16 protein-coding genes and 1 riboswitch are annotated in these 17354 nt (G+C 49.9%); of the genes, 3 read left to right on the top strand and 13 right to left on the bottom strand.

Annotated elements, in window-relative coordinates; genetic code table 11:
- Window positions 1-58: 58 nt before the first annotated feature.
- From FC43_RS00625 to FC43_RS00605, 5 genes are all read right to left on the bottom strand, one after another.
- A complete protein-coding gene (locus FC43_RS00625) occupies window positions 59-922 on the bottom strand; it encodes a YitT family protein (RefSeq protein ID WP_056953321.1) in 864 nt (287 codons plus the stop codon).
- A 32-nt stretch (window positions 923-954) separates the two neighbouring features.
- Window positions 955-2199: a peptidase T gene (gene pepT, locus FC43_RS00620; RefSeq protein WP_156648211.1), complete on the bottom strand. Its 1245-nt coding sequence runs from the start codon at window positions 2197-2199 to the stop codon at window positions 955-957.
- Window positions 2199-3032 carry a Nif3-like dinuclear metal center hexameric protein gene (locus FC43_RS00615; protein ID WP_019205322.1) on the bottom strand — a complete coding sequence of 278 codons (834 nt, stop codon included), beginning with the start codon at window positions 3030-3032 and terminating at the stop codon, window positions 2199-2201. The genes pepT and FC43_RS00615 overlap by 1 nt, the downstream gene beginning before the upstream one ends.
- Window positions 3029-3724, bottom strand: coding sequence for a tRNA (adenine(22)-N(1))-methyltransferase (locus FC43_RS00610; RefSeq protein ID WP_019205321.1), 696 nt, complete (start codon window positions 3722-3724; stop codon window positions 3029-3031). The genes FC43_RS00615 and FC43_RS00610 overlap by 4 nt, the downstream gene beginning before the upstream one ends.
- A 97-nt stretch (window positions 3725-3821) precedes the next feature.
- Window positions 3822-5003, bottom strand: a complete 1182-nt coding sequence (locus FC43_RS00605) for a MalY/PatB family protein (RefSeq protein WP_056953319.1) — start codon at window positions 5001-5003, stop codon at window positions 3822-3824.
- Between the two features lie 136 nt (window positions 5004-5139).
- Here FC43_RS00605 and FC43_RS00600 point away from each other — a divergent pair, with 136 nt between their 5' ends.
- Window positions 5140-5835: an FAD-dependent oxidoreductase gene (locus FC43_RS00600; RefSeq protein WP_056953318.1), complete on the top strand. Its 696-nt coding sequence runs from the start codon at window positions 5140-5142 to the stop codon at window positions 5833-5835.
- Between the two features lie 49 nt (window positions 5836-5884).
- On the opposite strand, the gene FC43_RS00595 is transcribed toward FC43_RS00600, so the two are convergent.
- From FC43_RS00595 to lysA, 7 genes are read right to left on the bottom strand one after another with little or no spacing between them, the layout of a single operon-like run.
- Window positions 5885-6937, bottom strand: coding sequence for an aspartate-semialdehyde dehydrogenase (locus tag FC43_RS00595; RefSeq protein WP_019205318.1), 1053 nt, complete (start codon window positions 6935-6937; stop codon window positions 5885-5887).
- A 38-nt stretch (window positions 6938-6975) separates the two neighbouring features.
- Window positions 6976-8157: an aminotransferase class I/II-fold pyridoxal phosphate-dependent enzyme gene (locus FC43_RS00590; RefSeq protein ID WP_019205317.1), complete on the bottom strand. Its 1182-nt coding sequence runs from the start codon at window positions 8155-8157 to the stop codon at window positions 6976-6978.
- A gap of 22 nt (window positions 8158-8179) precedes the next feature.
- Window positions 8180-8944 carry a 4-hydroxy-tetrahydrodipicolinate reductase gene (gene dapB / locus FC43_RS00585; RefSeq protein ID WP_056953317.1) on the bottom strand — a complete coding sequence of 255 codons (765 nt, stop codon included), beginning with the start codon at window positions 8942-8944 and terminating at the stop codon, window positions 8180-8182.
- Window positions 8937-9866: a 4-hydroxy-tetrahydrodipicolinate synthase gene (gene dapA / locus FC43_RS00580; RefSeq protein ID WP_019205315.1), complete on the bottom strand. Its 930-nt coding sequence runs from the start codon at window positions 9864-9866 to the stop codon at window positions 8937-8939. Before dapA ends, dapB begins: the two co-directional genes overlap by 8 nt.
- Window positions 9867-9879: 13 nt before the next feature.
- Window positions 9880-11049, bottom strand: coding sequence for an N-acetyldiaminopimelate deacetylase (locus tag FC43_RS00575; RefSeq protein WP_056953315.1), 1170 nt, complete (start codon window positions 11047-11049; stop codon window positions 9880-9882).
- Between the two features lie 4 nt (window positions 11050-11053).
- Window positions 11054-11767 (bottom strand): 2,3,4,5-tetrahydropyridine-2,6-dicarboxylate N-acetyltransferase, encoded by a 714-nt coding sequence (dapD, locus tag FC43_RS00570; protein ID WP_056953314.1) that lies wholly within the window; start codon window positions 11765-11767, stop codon window positions 11054-11056.
- 28 nt (window positions 11768-11795) lie between these two features.
- The gene (gene lysA / locus FC43_RS00565; RefSeq protein ID WP_056953313.1) at window positions 11796-13106 is read right to left on the bottom strand and encodes a diaminopimelate decarboxylase; all 1311 of its coding nucleotides are present in this window, start codon (window positions 13104-13106) and stop codon (window positions 11796-11798) included.
- A gap of 82 nt (window positions 13107-13188) precedes the next feature.
- Window positions 13189-13372: riboswitch (Lysine riboswitch) on the bottom strand.
- 199 nt (window positions 13373-13571) lie between these two features.
- On the opposite strand from lysA, the gene FC43_RS00560 reads away from it, so the two are divergent.
- Both FC43_RS00560 and dapF read left to right on the top strand, forming a co-directional pair.
- Window positions 13572-14927 carry an aspartate kinase gene (locus tag FC43_RS00560; RefSeq protein WP_056953312.1) on the top strand — a complete coding sequence of 452 codons (1356 nt, stop codon included), beginning with the start codon at window positions 13572-13574 and terminating at the stop codon, window positions 14925-14927.
- A 16-nt stretch (window positions 14928-14943) separates the two neighbouring features.
- Complete coding sequence (gene dapF / locus FC43_RS00555) at window positions 14944-15954, top strand: diaminopimelate epimerase (protein ID WP_056953311.1); 1011 nt, start codon at window positions 14944-14946, stop codon at window positions 15952-15954.
- A 57-nt stretch (window positions 15955-16011) separates the two neighbouring features.
- Here dapF and FC43_RS00550 read toward each other — a convergent pair whose 3' ends face one another.
- Window positions 16012-17352 carry a M20 family metallopeptidase gene (locus tag FC43_RS00550; protein WP_040469676.1) on the bottom strand — a complete coding sequence of 447 codons (1341 nt, stop codon included), beginning with the start codon at window positions 17350-17352 and terminating at the stop codon, window positions 16012-16014.
- Between the last annotated feature and the right edge of the window lie 2 nt (window positions 17353-17354).

Genomic DNA, 17354 nt, shown 5'->3' with positions numbered 1-17354 from the left:
CAATATAAAAAGCGGTTAGTGAACTTAGCTCACTAACCGCTTTTTAGTACCCTTAAAACTATAATGAGTGGCGCCGATAGATCCCTAATTCAACGCTGGTCCGTTGAATACTCAAGAAGACCCGGGGATCGATGGTCTTTACCATTTTACGTAGACCAACCAACTGACTCCGGGGGGTAATCACGATAATTACATCCGTCTCATCCCCCGTATACGCACCGATCCCGTGCATTACCGTGGCCCCATGCGCAAAGGTCTTCAACGCGGGAATCAACTTATCCGCCTGCTTGGTAAAAATGGTTACGCTGACGTCCGTTTGCGAAACGAAGACGTAGTCCATCAACCAATTGGTTAACAACATCCCGATCAAACTGTACACGATCCGACTGGGACCAAAGGCAATCACCGTCGCTAATAAAATGACCCCATTTACGACGTTGGCAAAGAAGCCGACATTCTTATGAAACTTCCGTTGACAATAAGTCACGACAATATCAATGCCCCCGGTCGTAAAGCCATTGTTAAAGCACAAACCAATTCCCAACCCAATTAAGGCCGCGCCGACCAAGGTATTGGTTAACGGATCGCTGACCAACTTCACCACCGGAATCAACGCCAAAGCAATGACATTAAAAATTACGGCCAACCCCGAATAGAAAATGTAGCTCAGTCCAAAGACCCGCCAAGCAAAGATAAATAGCGGAACGTTAAAAATGAACACCAGCAGCCCCAAATTCAAATGCAGCCCCATCGTTAAGCCAATTGCTTGTATTAATTGGGAAATCCCCAACAGTCCTGATGAGTACGAATTGGCATGGGTCAAGAAAAAATTAACCCCGATCGCTGATAAAATCCCATATAACAAGGCAATCGCCAATTTCCGGACCATCCGACGCAGCCGGGCCTCATACCGCTTTGTCATCACCAACACCTCCCAAAAAGTTCAGCCCCCAACTATTTAGTTCGTTGGCTGTTTAATTCACTCATTTTCAGCAGCACATCCACCGCTTTCTCCATGGTTTGTAGCGATACATATTCAAACCGGGCGTGCATGTTTTCACCACCCGCAAATAAGTTTGGCGTTGGTAAGCCCATATACGAAATCGTCGAGCCATCTGTGCCACCCCGGACTGGATAAATCACCGGTTCAATCGCCAATTCTTTCATCGCCGTTTGCGCCAATTCAACCACGTCCATATGGCCTTGCAAGGCATCTTTGAGGTTATAATACTGATCCGTCAACTGTAAGGTCACACGTTGGCTGCTAAGTTGCTCGTTTAAATCAGTAACGACTGCCTGCAATGCTTGCTTCCGGGCCTCAAACATTTGGCGATCATGATCCCGAATCAAGTACAACATCCGAGCATGATCAACGGTTCCATCCAATTGGTACAAGTGGAAAAAGCCTTCTCGGCCAGTCGTTTTTTCTGGCCGATCATGCGCCGGTAGCATCGTTTGCAAATCCATGGCAATCTGAAGCGCATTTACCATGACGCCCTTGGCGGTCGCAGTGTGGACGTCCTTGCCTTCAATCGTAATTTCTGCTCCGGCGGCGTTAAAGGTTTCATATTCCAACTCACCTAATGGACCGCCATCCACGGTGTACGCAAAATCAGCTCCAAAATCGGTCACGTCAAAATGGGTGGCCCCCGTCCCGGTCTCTTCGTCGGGCGTAAAGCCAACTTTAATGGTCCCGTGCTTAATTTCTGGATGGGCCACCAAGTAGGCAAGCATCGTCATAATTTCTGCTACCCCCGCTTTATCATCCGCTCCCAACAACGTCGTTCCGTCGGTCGTAATCAAGGTTTGCCCCAAGTAGTTGCGTAAGTTCGGAAATTCGGCAGGATCCAGCGTGTACGTCCCATCGCCCAGCTGAATCGGTTGCCCGTCGTAATTTTGAACAATCTGGGGATTTACCCCCGCCGCATTAAAATCAGCGGTGTCTACGTGGGCAAGCAAGCCCATTACCGGTGCCTCATGGTCTAAATTGGATGGCAAAGTTGCCATTACAATGGCATTCTGTTTGCCCATCCGGACCTCACTTAAGCCTAAAGCGGAAAGTTCCGCCATCAGTTGCTTTAACAGCGTCAATTCCTTTGGGCTGGTGGGAATCGTGTTGCTTTCCGGATCAGAACGGGTCTCTACCTTCACATAACTCAAAAAACGATCTAATAAACCGGGATATTTTTCTGCCATGATTATTTCATCTCATCTTTCATCATAAACTTAAAGGGTTCCGTCTTAACCTGACTCGCTTGAATTTCAAGCGGCCACTTGGCCAACTGAGCCCACTTTTTAAACAACGTCGTTAGCTGCTTTACACACACCACTTCAATATGGTGACCAGGATCAACCAGCATCAACCCAGCGGCTTGCATATCTTGGGCCACGTGGTACGAGACGTCCCCCGTGACGTAAGCTTGGGCCCCGGCCGCCAGAACCTGGGGATAAAATTCACTGCCCGCTCCGCCGACAATAGCCACGCGCTTAATTTGCGTCACTGCCGCCGGGGGCGTGACGAACCGTAAGCCAGCGACGTGGAAATGTTGCTGACACCAACTAACAAATTCTGCCGGCGATAACGCAACCGGCAAATCACCTACCCGCCCTAAGGCCACCGGTTCCCCCGTGGGGGAACTTAGTTTACTTGGGACCAACCCGGTTAAATTTTGCAAACCCAATTGCGCCGCTAACCAATCATTCATCCCTCCCGGGGCTGAATCCAAGTTCGTATGCGCCGAATAAACAGTAATTCCATGGGCCAAGAGCTTGGCATACATTGCATTTTGCGGCTGCCGCAAATCCAAATCTTTGGCTGGTCGAAACATCAGCGGGTGGTGAGAAAAGATCAGGTCTACCCCCGCATCAATTGCTTCGTCAACTACCGCTGGTCGCACATCTAACGTAATCAACATTCGCCGGACGGCCCGGGTCGGGTCGCCCAATTGCCAACCAACGTGATCCCAGTCCTCGGCCCACGCTGGCGCCGCAAATTGCTCAAAGCGGGCCATTACTTCTAAGCCGGTCGTCATGCCAAGACCTCCTTAATTTGCGCTAATTGGGCTTGAAAGGCGGCAATTTTTTCTAACGGCGGTTCCTTCGCTGCCTTCATTTGCTCAAGCGCCGCAGCTTCGCGCTGCAATTCTTCTTGCCACTTTTGGCGGAAAATCGGTCCCCCGGCCGCTAATAAAAATGGGCCAAAGCGCAACTCACGGGCATTATAGCTAAAGGGCACTCCCGTGTAGTCCGCTACTAAGATTTCATAGATATGACCGTCTTCAGCCACAATTCGTTCGGCCATCAATTGATAATGATGTTCCATTAACCATTGCCGGACCCGGGCTTCACCAACGTTAGGTTGTAAAATCAACCGTTTGACCCCTGCCAATTGCGCCGCGCCAGCCGTCAGAATTTTAGCAATCAAGGTGCCCCCCATTCCAGCAATCACGACGGTGTCGATTTGATCGGTAGGCTGAATTGCCGCCAACCCATCGGCCAACCGCGGCTGAATTTGTTCGCTTAAGTGCAAGCGTTCGATTTCCGCCGTGGCATTTTGCAAGGGACCAAGCGTCACATCGCCTGCCACCGCAAAGTCAATCCGACCAGCTAAAACCAAGGCGGCTGGCAAGTAGGCGTGATCCGTCCCAATGTCGGCTAACCGTGCTCCTTGGGGAACAAAGTCAGCGACCGTTTGCAACCGTTGCGAAAGTTTTTCTGCATCCATTCCATTAACACAACCTTTTTCCAGAATTCCGGTGAGCCACACCAAGTGACCACCCAATTAGGTTTCAGTATAACAGATTTAGTTGAACGCCTACGGATTAATTCCTAGATTTCTCTTGATAGGCTGCCACCCCCTGAACCAGGCGCGCCAGTCCATCTTCAAGCACCGCGCGCGGATAGGCCAGGTTTAACCGCAAAAAAGCTTTCCCTGGTTCCCCATAAACTGCCCCCGGCGTTAAAATCAACCCCGTCGTTTGGCGCAAAAATTCCGCTAAGGGCTGAGTATCTCGCGTCACCTGTCGGCAGTCCAACCAGGCCAAATAAGTCGCCTGCGCCGGGACCACCTGGATTTGACTGGCCAGTTGAGTTGCAATCAGTTGTTCCACCCAAGCGCGATTCGTTTTTAAATAGGCCAATAATTCATGCAGCCAGGCTTGGCCTTGCGTATAAGCCGCAATCGTAGCAGGAATGGCGGCTAAATTAACCGCCGTTAACCCATCATTTTGCAGTCCCTGCCGGATTACCGCGCGTAAATCGGCATTCGGAATCAAAAGGATCGCTGCATGAATGGAGGCAACGTTAAACGTCTTACTTGGGGAAACCGCCACGATGACTTGTTGCAATAATGAAGTGGGCAAGCTGAAGAATGGCACATAGCCGGTTTCATTAAAGGTAATGTCGCCATGGATTTCGTCCGCAAAAATCTTAACGTGATATTTACCGCTCAATTCCGCCAAGCGGATCAGGTCTGCTTGGGACCAAATTTGTCCGGTCGGATTATGCGGATTACACAAAATCAGCAACCGCGTCCGTTGATCCGCCAGTTTAGTTTCCAAGTCTCTCCAGTCAATTGAATAGCTTTGCGTCGTTGGATCATAATTTAGGTCACTGGAAACCACTTGACGACCATTATCGCGGATGGTTTGAAAAAACATATTGTAAACGGGCGCTTGCAGGAGAACTTGGTCACCGGGATTCGTGACCCGGCGAATGACGGAAGCTAACGCCGGGATCACCCCACTGGCATATTGCATCCACTCAATTTGAGGGCGACAGCCGTGTTCATTGGCATACCAGTCTGCCACAGCTTGATAATAGGTGACCGGAACCGTCTCATAACCAAAGATCCCCGTGGCTACTTTCGCTTGCAAGGCCGCCACGATGGCAGGGGCGGTTGGAAAATCCATGTCGGCAATCGACAAGGGCAATTCATTCGGCCCAACCGTCCACTTGGCAGAATTAGTCGCCCGCCGATTAATAATTTGATCAAAGTTCATCATAATCCTCCTTCCAAAAGCTTTCTGCTCGCTTCCAGTTTAACAGGTTTTGAAAACGCTTTTAAAGGCTTTTTTCTTTCCTTTTGGGGATTAAGTTCGGTATAATGCGCCTATACTTCATTATAGAAAGGAATTCAACATGGCAACTGACTTACCAAGCTACCAAAGTGAGGTCTTATCCCTCACTCATGTCGCAAACGACTACTATGAATTAAAGGTTAAAATTCCTGCGGGTCTCCATTGGCAAAGCGGCCAGTATATTCGACTGGGCCTGCCAACCAAAGCCGTAACCGACCAAAAAAAGGTTCGCGCCCTTTCGCCCGCTGCCCCAGAAGAAGCTGGCTACTTGCAGTTAGCCACCCGGACCCGGCAAACGCCCAGCAGCTTTAAAACCCAGCTCTTGGAGTTGCAACCAGGTGAAGCCGTGACCATCTATGGTCCGTTAGGCAATTTTACCTTGCCCACTCTTGATCATCCATTGGTCATGTTCGCAAGCGGGGTTGGTATCACACCATTGCGCGCCTTAATTCAAGACGCCCTGAGCCAAAAGACCACCACCCCAATTGAATTGATTTTCACGGCCCATGATTACCACCTCTACCAAGCTGATTTCGAAGCGTGGGCCGCCCAACATGCTAATTTCCACTTGCACATTGTAAAAAATCGTCAGGCAGCCCAAGCCGCTTTGTTAGCAACTACCCAACACTACGGCAACACTGCCGATTATTTCCTCTCTGGCAGTGAAACCGTCATCGACGCGGTCCAAACCTTCTTAACAACTACGGGCGCAATTAACGCCGATCAAATCCACCGCGATGTCCTCTACGGCTACTAGCAACGTAAAAAGCGATGATGAATTTTGGCTTCATCATCGCTTTTTTACTTTAAATCAAGCCTCGCTTAACCAATTCTTCCGCGTTTTGAACGGCATTCAAAGCCGCCCCTTTGAGCAGATTATCGGCGACGATCCACATGTTAAAGGCACCTGGATTTTCATAATCCGGCCGGATCCGACCGACAAAAGTATCCCCTTTACCTTCAGCTTGCAGTGGTTGGGGGTAGACTTGGTTGGCTAAATCATCTTGCACAACTACCCCTGGGGCTTGGGCCAAGACCGCCCGAATTTGTTCAGCCGTAGCCGTTTCATCTTCTACCGTAAAGTAGACGGATTCCCCGTGACCAATTGCCACTGGCACCCGGACACAAGTGGCCGTTACCTTAACGGCTGGTGAATTCATGTCGCCAAACATGATCTTCTTGGTTTCATGAATCATCTTCCATTCTTCATGCGAGTACCCGTTTTCTTCTAAGACATCGATTTGCGGCAACAAATTAAAGGCCAAGGGATAGTGGCGCTTATCCCCTTTCGTTGGCAGAATTTCCGCCTGCATTTCTTCGCCATTTAAGTAGGCTTGGGCTTGGGCCTTAAATTCATTTAATGCGCTTTGGCCCGCTCCGGAGGCTGCCTGATAAGTCGACACAATCACTTGCTTTAAACCAAAGGCCTGTCGAATTGGTTCCAAGGCCACAACCATTTGAATGGTTGAACAATTCGGGTTGGCAATAATCCCCTGGTGGTGGGCCAAGGCCTCGGGATTAACTTCAGGAACCACTAATGGTACTGTTGGGTCCATCCGGAAATAACTGGTGTTATCCACACAAACCGCTCCCCGCTTAACTGCTTCGGGTAAGAACCGCTTTGACGTGGCACCGCCAGCCGAACTCAATACCAAGTCCACCCCCTCAAAAGAAGCCGGGGTGGTTTCTTCAACCGTCAGCATCTGATCCCGAAATTGCATTTGCTTCCCCGCTGACCGGGCCGATGCTAATAACTTTACTTGCTTGACTGGAATCGAGGACGCTGCCAATTGTTCAATCATCCGGTGCCCAACCGCACCGGTTGCCCCTAGAATTGCTACTACATATTCCTTTGCCATAATTGTCTCCTTTTGCTTCACTCGTTTTGCTAATCACTTTAATTTTGGGCCGCCATAAAGGCTTGGATGCGCGCCATGGCCACTTTTATATCGGCTTCATCAGCGGCGTATGACAACCGGACGTACCCTTCACCGCCAGGACCAAAGACGCTACCAGGAATTACCCCGACCCGCGCTTGCTTGGCCAAGACCCGCGCAAAGGCAAAATCATCATCGCCATATTGAGCAGGAATCTTGGCAAACAGGTAAAAGGCCCCCTCAGGGGTTGCCATTTCAAAGCCAGCCGCCGTGAGCGCTTCGATCATTAAGTTCCGGCGGTGCTCGTATTCCTGCCGGAACTTGACGGGATCGTCCTGGCCATTTTCAATTGCCTCGAGTGCAGCAGCTTGGGCTGTATCATTAATGCACGTCACTAAAAACGAATGCATCTTAGCAATTTGCTGAACCAACGCGGCCGGGCCCGCGAGATACCCAATCCGCCACCCCGTCATCGCGTGTGACTTAGACAGCCCCGAAATCAACACCGTTTGCTCAGGCAAAGCTTCAACCATCGAGTAATGGCGATGATCATACGTCAAATCCCCATAGATTTCATCCGCCAAGACCAAAAGATGGTACTGTTTAGCCACCGCGGCCAAGGCAGCTAATTCAGCTTGCTGATAAGTTCGGCCCGTTGGATTGACCGGGAAATTTAACAGCAGGGCCTTTACTGGCGCGTTGGCCTCAATGACAGCAGCTAACTTTTCCGGCGTCAAAACAAACCCATCCGCCCGGGTATTAACTTCCACGGGTTGGGCGCCCGTGTAGGCAACTAACGGTTGATACAAGGCATAACCTGGGGTGGGAATAATTACTTTATCGCCAGGATTCAATAAACTTAACAGGCTTGCCGTTAAGGCTTCGGTCGCCCCATTAGTTACAACCACCTCACCATCCGGTTGGTAATCAACCCCATAGCGTTGTTTTAAATTGGTTGCAATGGCTTGCCGCAGTGGCAATTTCCCGGCTGCTGCCGCATAGTGCGAATCATTATCGTGAATACTTTGGATGGCGGCTTGCTTAATGTGCGTCGGGACATCAAAACCCGGCTCACCTAAAGTTAATTTAACTAGCTCTGGTACGGCCGAAATTTCTTGGTCAAACGCGCGAATTTGCGCTGGTGGCGTTTGTTGTAAAATCCGGTTTCCCATCCCGTGTAGTGCGTGTGCTAATTGTGGCATGCTGTAACCCCTTTTTATTTCATTACAAAATCGTTTCTAGTCCAAAGACCAACTCGTTTAAATCAGCCGCCTTTTCTAGGGCAACTTTGACCCCACTCATAAATGAAGAACGGTCAAACGAATCCTGACGAATGGTCAAGGCTTCGCCGGGACCCCCGAACAAAACTTGTTCATGGGCAACGTACCCTGGTAAGCGAACCGCGTGAACTGCCACACCATCGACTTGCGCGCCCAACGCCCCAGGGACACTTTCCTGACTGCTGTGGGGACGGGGATGACTGGTCCGCGCGGCAGCAATCATTTGGGCGGTAGTCAGCGCCGTCCCGGACGGGGCATCCTTTTTATCTTCGTGGTGCATCTCAATTACTTCTGCATCCGGGAAATAGGTGGCCGCTTCCTTAGCAAACTTCATTAATAAGACCGCACTCATACCAAAGTTGGGAGCAATCAAACCACCTTGCCCATTTTGCTTCGCCAAATCTTGCAATTCTGCAACATCAGCCGGACTCAAGCCCGTCGTCCCGACAATCGGGGTAAAGCCATGCGTTAACGCATAGGTTACGTTTTCTTTCACCGCTCCGGGCACGGTAAAATCTAGCCAAATATCAGCCACGCTAGCTTCGACTTCCGCTAATGAATGATAACGTTTGGCACCCGCTGGCAATTCCGTCGGGGCATCATGTGGCGCCAAACCAGCGGTAACTTCAAAATCAGCCATTCCATTGACTAAAGCCGTCGCATACCGGCCCATCGCCCCAGTATAACCAGCAATTAAAACCTTAGGCATCCAAATCACCTCCTAGATCCAACGGTAGCTGATCAGTTAAAGCGCTGGCTGGAAGTTGCAACGCCGTAGCCAATTCTTGTTTCTCTGCGTCATTTAACGTTACGATTGGCAAGCGACATCCCCCAACCGCAAAACCTTGCGCATTTAAAACGGCCTTCACTGGTGATGGGGAAGGATACATAAAGAGCGCCGCCATGCGGGGCGTCAACCAACGTTGCAATTGACCTGCCTTGGCCACATCACCTTGCGCTAAGGCATCGTACATGGCCCGCAACTGGGTGATGTAAACATGCCCCGCAACAGAGATAACCCCGGCACCGCCCAAGACTTTCGTAACCAAGGCTTGTTCATCTTCACCAGAGAAAATTGCAAAATCTGCCGGTGCCTGTTCGATCAAAGCTTGCATTTCTGGGAGACTGGCACATTGCTTAACCCCGACAATTTGGGGATGTTGCGCCAATTGTAATAAGGTCGCTACTTCCATCTTAACGCCCGTCCGACCCGGGATATTGTAAATCATAATTGGCAAATCAACCGCATCGGCAACTGCTGTGAAGTGGGCCAGCATCCCCCGTTGGTTCGGCTTATTATACGGCGGAACCACTACCAAAGCGGCATCAATCCCATCAATGGTCGCCACTTCGTTTGTAAAGGCAATCGTTTCGGCAGTATTGTTGCTGCCAGTCCCGGCAATGACGGGAACGCGCCCCGCCACTAAAGCACCAAAGTGCCGATACAAGGCTAACTTTTCGTCATGTGACAAGGTCGGCGTTTCGCCCGTCGTTCCCCCAATCACAAACCCATTGGCACCATTTGCCAATAAATGTTCCGTCAGTTGGTCTAACGCTGGGTAATTAATTTCATTTGCTTCCGTGAACGGGGTGACAATTGCCACCATTAAATCTGCTGCTTTTAAATCCATCGTTGTGCCTCCCTTATTTGGCCGTTACTTCATAGTTTTGTTGCATACGGGCAGTTAAGAAACCCGTAATCGCGGTTACCCCTGCCTGAATCGCCTTTTCCTGTGGGGCTAATTTGGCCGAGTGTAATTGCGCATTACAATCGACCCCCAGCCAAAACATCGTCCCCGGAAATTTCGCCAATAAATAGCCAAAGTCTTCCCCTGTCATTGCCGGCGCCGTTTCAACATAATTGACGGCTGGCGCTGATCGCATATATTCAATCAAGTGCTTCGTCAAAGCGGGGTTGTTTTCAACCGGCCAGTATCCGCCTTGGTTTAAAGTCAGCTTGACCTTAACCCCAAATGCCGTCTCTAAACCTTGACACAAGGCTTTTAAGCGCTCATCAATGGTCAGAATCATGGCTTGGGTCAGCCCCCGAATCGTCCCTTCTAAGCGGGCGTGATCAGCAATCACATTACGAATCGTTCCTGCTTGCACCTTACCAATTGTCACCACCCCACTTTGGATGGGATCCACGTTGCGGGCCACAATTGTTTGAATTTGAGTAATCAGGGTGCCCATCGCCACCACCGCATCATTGGCCTGATGAGGAAAGGCCGCGTGCCCGCCAACCCCTTCAATTTCAATATTAAATTCAGTGGTCCCTGCAAACAAAGTCCCTAAGCGACAACCAATTGCACCGGCCGGTAGCTCAGGATTGTCGTGCAAGCCGTAGAATTCATCCGGTCGCCACTGACCGGTAAACACCCCCGCTTCATACACCAATTTACCACCGTTTTCACTTTCTTCAGCTGGTTGAAAGAAAAAGAGCAGATTATCTTGGGGCCGGTGACTGGCAAAGTAACTTAAGACGCCCAACGCCACTGTCATGTGCACGTCGTGACCACAAGCGTGCATCACCCCTGGGTGCTTAGAAGCATATGGTAAGCCGGTGGCCTCAGTGACTGGCAAAGCATCAATATCGGCACGGTAACCAATTGTCCGGCGGGGCGCCGTTCCCTTGATCAAAACCAAGAGAGCCGTTGGCAACTCAGCCGGGGTCTTAAGCTCCATGAAGGGCGTCGCCAACTGTTCAATTACCGAGCGAAGATAGGCATGGGTCTGAACTTCTTGCAAGGCCAATTCCGGAATTTGGTGCAAATGACGGCGAATCTGAATTAATTCTGCTTCTGTTAAACTCATTTAATCACAACTTTCTTAAATCAGCTTCTAACCCCGTCTTACTGGACGTTTGTTCATCAACATCTTTGATCACCCGGGCCGGGACCCCAGCCACTACTTTGCCCGCTGGGACGTCTTCAACTACGACCGCCCCGGCCGCGACAACCGCTCCTTTTCCAATGTGAACCCCTTCGATCACAACGGCATTGGCACCAATCAAGACATCATCATCAACCCGGACTGGTTGCGCACTAGCTGGTTCCACTACCCCAGCCAAGACCGTCCCGGCACCAATGTGGCAGTTCTTACCGACGATGGCCCGACCACCAAGGATCGCTCCCATATCAATCATTGAACCGGCACCAACTTCGGCGCCAATATTAATGGTCGCTCCCATCATCACAACGGCATTATCACCAATCACAACTTGATCCCGAATAATGGCGCCGGGTTCAATCCGGGCGTTGACTTCCTTTAAGTCCAACAACGGCACTGCCGAATTGCGGGCATTGTTTTCAACCCGCACCCCAGTAAAGACCGTTTCATGCGCAGCCAAGAATGGCTTGATTACTTGCCAATCTCCAAACAAGACCCCGCTGTGCGCTTCCACAAACGGTTCAGTGCCCGCAGGATAATCCAGAGCCGTTAAGTCCGCCCCCTTGAGGTAAACCTTGACGGGCGTCTTCTTTTCTGCTGTTGCGATGTAATTAATAATTGCTTGTGCATCTAAAGTTGCCATTTTATCCTCCAATATATAATAGGTATATTTATGCTCGGTAGTCTAAATCATTTTGAACCAGGTCCGCGTAACTTTCCCGCTTCACCACCAGTTGGCTCTGACCATTTTCAGCAAATACGACGGCCGGCCGCGGGTTCCGGTTATAATTTGAAGCCATCGAGAAACCATAGGCCCCGGTTGCCAGCATTGCCAAGACGTCGCCAGGAACGGTCTTCGGTAAAGCTTGGTGTTGACTCAAAATATCCCCAGACTCACAATACTTCCCTGCAATGCGCACCGTTTCTTCTGCTGGGGCTTGGGGGGCCTTAGCCAACACTGTTTCATATTCCGCTTGGTATAAAGCCGGCCGGATGTTATCACCCATCCCCCCGTCAACTGACACAAACGGGGCGTAACCAGGAATTTCCTTGCGACTGCCCACCGTGTAAAGATTAAAACCGGCTGGCCCCACTAGTGACCGCCCAGGTTCAATCCAAATCGCCGGCATTGGCAAGTTAGCGGCCTGGGTCGCCTTTTGGATCTCGCTGACAATTGTGGCCACAAATTGTTCGGGAGCTTGGGGATGATCAGCACTGACGTACCGAATTCCAAAGCCGCCCCCAACATTGACAATCGTTGGTACATAATCAAACTTAGTTTGCCAGTGCTTAGCCACTTCAACTAGTTTCTGTGCCACCCCCGCAAAACCTTGCACGTCAAAGATTTGGGAGCCAATGTGGGCATGCAAACCCATTACTTTGAAGTGCGAATCCGCTAACAGAGCCTGAATTGCTTGATCCGCTTGCCCTGAGGCCAGATCAAAACCAAATTTGGAATCAACCTGACCGGTTTGAATATATTCGTTGGTGTGGGCGGTAATGCCTGGGGTAATCCGCACCATGACCTTTTGCATGACATTTCGTTCCGTTAATAATGTTTTCAACAATTCAATTTCATGAAAATTGTCAACGACAATCATGCCGACCCCAGCATCCAGTGCTTGTTCCAATTCGGCCCGGGATTTATTGTTACCATGAAAACTGACCCTGGCCATTGGAAATCCTGCGGTTTGCGCAGTATAAATTTCACCACCAGACACCACATCCGCGTGCGCACCTTCGGCTTGCATCACCTGGTAGATCGCTTTGATCGACAGCGCCTTGCTGGCAAAAGAAACGGCGTACTCAACTCCTGCGGCTTCAAACACCTGCTTAAAGCGCCGAATTTGTTCCCGAATTTTTGCCACATCGTAGACGACCAATGGGGTTTGATATTGCTTTGCTAACGCTAAACTATCAACCCCACCAATTTCTAAATGGCCGGCTGCATTCACTGCTAGTGGTTGCGTTGTTTGTTGCATTGAAATCCTCCCGTTTCTGCAGGCACTTAAAAAGCCCCAAAGCGGGTGCACTTCGGGGCTTACCAAGTTTGGGTTCCTTGAATAAAGTCGATAGCGCACCGCAGGCTCTTATTGTCCTACGACAGTCCGACGCATCTTCTGCGCCGACCCAGCTGATCATTTAATTCTCATCCATGATCGCTTCGGCAACCTCCCCTTTCGCAATTCTTCCTCGTTGAGAAAAACTCCAAATCGTTACTCTTGTTGGCTGCGCCTCTTCGATTTACTGGTAGTTTATAATTATTCGGCGACGACGTCAAGTCTTTTTTAATTTCGCTTTAATTTCATCGTTTTTCTACTATTGTCTGAACCTGTTTCTGACTCGTTAGTACAACGTTTTATCTGCACTTTTTACTTGTCAGACCGAAAAATAGTGTTAGAATTCTATTAAAATATTTTCGGTTAATTACCAAGGAGTGCATAATTATGAAAGTCATTAAATTCGGTGGCAGTTCGTTGGCAAACGGAGCAGCTGTCGCACAAGCGGTCCGCATTATCCAAGCCGATCCGGCCCGGCAAGTAATCGTTACGTCCGCCCCGGGCAAACGTCATCACGACGATACCAAGGTCACGGATCTGTTGATTCAATACGCGCAAAGCGGCCAAAACCAGCAAAATTCTCAAGCCATCATCAAGGAAATTTTTGACCGTTACCAAGCCATTGCCGCGCACTTTAATTTACCCGCAAGCGCATTAACGCCCATTAAAGGCGCGTTAAATGAGTTGCCAAACGGTGATTATCCAACGGCTGCTTACCGCCTCGCAACCTTTAAGGCGCATGGTGAACGCTTAAACGCGCAGTTGTTGGCTGCCATTTTAAATCACCTGGGACTTAAGGCCCGGTTTGTTGATCCTAAAGAAATTGGGATTATGGTTACGGGGACCCCTAATAACGCCATGGTGGCCCCAGAAACTTATCACTTACTGGCAGACTTTCAGTTAGCTCCAGATGAGCGAATCGTCGTTCCTGGGTTCTTTGGGTTTACCATGGCCGGCTACATTGCCACCTTTTCACGGGGCGGCTCTGACGTTACCGGCGCTATTTTAGCCCGCGGCTTAGGGGCCGAACGTTACGAAAACTTTACTGACGTTGACGCCATTTTTGCCGTCGATCCAAAGTTAGTTGCCTCCCCAACGCCGATTAAAGTGATGACCTACCGGGAAATGCGCGAGCTGTCTTACGCTGGTTTCTCCGTCTTCCACGATGAAGCACTGCTCCCAGCCATCGCCGCCCGCGTACCAATTAACGTCAAGAATACATTGGCTCCGGATAAGCCTGGGACCATGATCGTAACCGACCGTGATTTTACCCCGACCCGGCCCATTACCGGGATCGCCGCTGGCAAGCACTTTGCTGCCCTTTATTTGCATAAATACTTGCTAAACAAGGAAGCTGGCTTCACCCTGCAAATCTTAAAAATTTTGGATGCTCACGAAGTCCCATACGAGCATATGCCATCGGGCATTGATGACATTACCATTGTCTTTGATCAACATCACCTAACCCCAGAATTAGTCGATGAGATTTGTGATGAAATTCAAACCACCATTAATCCCGACCGCTTAGAATGGATTAATGAATTTGCGCTGATTACCATCGTTGGAGAAGGCATGGCAAGCTCGCCAACAATTCCGGCCGAAATTTTGGCAACCCTGGCGCACGAAAAAATCGCCGTACAAATGATTAACCAGGGAGCCTCAAAAATTGCGACCATGATTGGCACCGATCCAGCGGATTGTGATCGGGCGGTGCAAGTTATCTATAATCATTTTTTTAACTAAGAAAGGAACTTTATTTATGGCCCAGTTGTTAAAAGTCCACGGTTCGTTTAACCATTTTTTCTTGCTTGATCAAACCACCCTCCCAACCCCTCTGAGTGATCCCGCCTTGATTCGCTTAGCCCAGCATTTGACCGATCCAGGTAATGGTTTTTTACATGGGGCCGATGGGTTATTAGTGGTCAATCGTTCCGAGCATCCCGGTGTGTTGGGGCAAATGCGGGTGATTAACGCCGATGGTAATGAAGCTTCTATGTGTGGCAATGGTTTACGGACGGTAGCGCGTTACTTAAGCGAAAAGACCGGCCAAACCAACTTTAAGGTCGAGACTCGGCAGGCTGACTTAGCAGTTCGCAAAGAAACGGACTTTGCCACCCAAGTCCCCGCTTTTGCAGTTGAAATTTCACCCGTCCGTTTCAATGCCGCTGCCCTGCCCTTTACTAATTTGGGGCGTGAACGCATCATCGATGATCTAGTACCAGAACTTGCGCCCGGGCTCCGCTTCACTAGCCTAGCCGTCCCTAATCCTCATCTCATCGCATTTGGCGATGAAGCATTATTAACCGGCCCCTTAATGGGGGAATTAGGGGCCTTTTTAAATCAACCGAATCCGTACTATCCCGATGGCGTTAACTTAAATTTTGCCAAAATTTTGGGCGAAGACGAACTGTTTGTTCGGACTTATGAAAGAGGAGTCGGCTTCACCAATGCTTGTGGGACGGGGATGTCGGCAACGAGCTTGGCTTTTGCCCTCACCCACCCAACCTTAGGCCACTTCGAGACGCCAATTACCGTCTATAACCCGGGGGGCTTGGTGAAAACTTTATTACACTCAGTCCACCACCATTACCAAATCGAATTAATTGGCAATGCCACTGTTACTCACCAATTAGAAATTGCTGACGACTTGTTAGCTGCTGCCAACTTTACCACCGACCAAGTCGTCGTTACCGAAACCGGTGAAGACGCTGCTTATCAGCAATTTGTTGCTACCCTACCGACCCCGGTTAAAGTCGCGGTTAAGGACTAAGTGCAACAATCTAAAAAATAAGACCAAGCCCGCAAAAACAGGCTTGGTCTTTATTTTTTAATGCTCAGTAAAGCAAAGCCGTTTAATGGCTTCAGCATAAATATCCATGGTTTGATACATACTTTCTAATGGCCATTGTTCATTTGCTTGGTGCATATAGTCAGGCACCCCCGGCAACATTGCCCCAAACGCTACACAGTTATGCATTGTCCGGGCAAATGTCGCTCCGCCAGAAATTTGCGGTGGCGTTTGATCCCCCGTCTTTTCTTGGTAAACTGCCATCAAAGTTTGCACCAACGGCGTTTCCTTCGGCACAAAGAGGGGCGCCAAATAGTCAAAATGCTCATACTTAAGTTCGTATGGGGCAATCTTAGCCGTTAAATCCGCAATTAATTGATCGCGATCAATCGTCACTGGAATCCGCAGATCGATTTGTAACCGCGTTTCTTTAGCATTCACTTCCAAACTGGAAATGTTAAACGTCAGTTGCCCCGATTCATCCGCAACCCGCCCCAAAACGTTGGCCCCGGTCGCATCTTCCTTAAAGACTTGTCCTAAGAAATGTAGCGGGGCAAAATCAAAGACTTCATCCAAGGCAATTGCTAACCGGAGGACCGCATTCGTTCCTTGTGGGGCGTTCATGGCGTGGACGGATTTTCCTAAGACCGTTAATTTGTCAGCCGTGGCTTCGAAGGCGAAATGGTGTCGTTCTAACGCTGCTTGCACCTCGGCCAAACGTGGTCCCGTATATTCGGCTTTAGCCGGCACGGCATTAAAGGCATTCTCCATATGCAGGGTAAACTGATCCGTCCCCGGGCCTACTAAATAGGATTGTTGTAATCCTTTTTCCGCGTAAGTTAACGGAAACTCAGAATCCGGGGCAATCCCGGCATCAATCGGCACTTCTTTTTCGTTATATTTCGCAATGCCACGCCACAAAATTTCTTCATCGGTCCCAAAAATAAAGCGAATCTTTTGCTTCAACTGATAACCCGCGTCCAACAATGCCTTCACGGCATAGAGGGCCGCAATCGTCGGTCCCTTATCATCTTGCGCTCCCCGACCAATAATCTTACCATCACGAATAACTGGCTCAAACGGATCCGTGTCCCAAGCTGCTAAATCTCCTGCCGGGACCGTGTCCAAGTGCCCAACGACACCAAAAATCGGCCCTTGTTCACCAATTTCGGCGTAGCCATAGTACCCATCTGGATCAGCATAAGTCCGAAACCCCAGCCGTTGGCATAACGCCATCATCTGGTCTAACGCTTGGCGAATTCCCGGGCCAAATGGCGCCCCCGGGGCCGCTGGTTGATTAGCTGAAGGTTGCGCAATCAATTCCTTCAACGCTGCCACTGCCTGCACTTTAATCGCTTCTGTGATTACTGTTTCTGTCATCC

It is taken from the genome of Limosilactobacillus ingluviei DSM 15946 (assembly GCF_001435775.1).
Lineage (GTDB): Bacteria > Bacillota > Bacilli > Lactobacillales > Lactobacillaceae > Limosilactobacillus > Limosilactobacillus ingluviei.
Note: the sequence above shows the minus strand (reverse complement) of the source record. Positions and strands in the feature narration are given on the sequence as shown.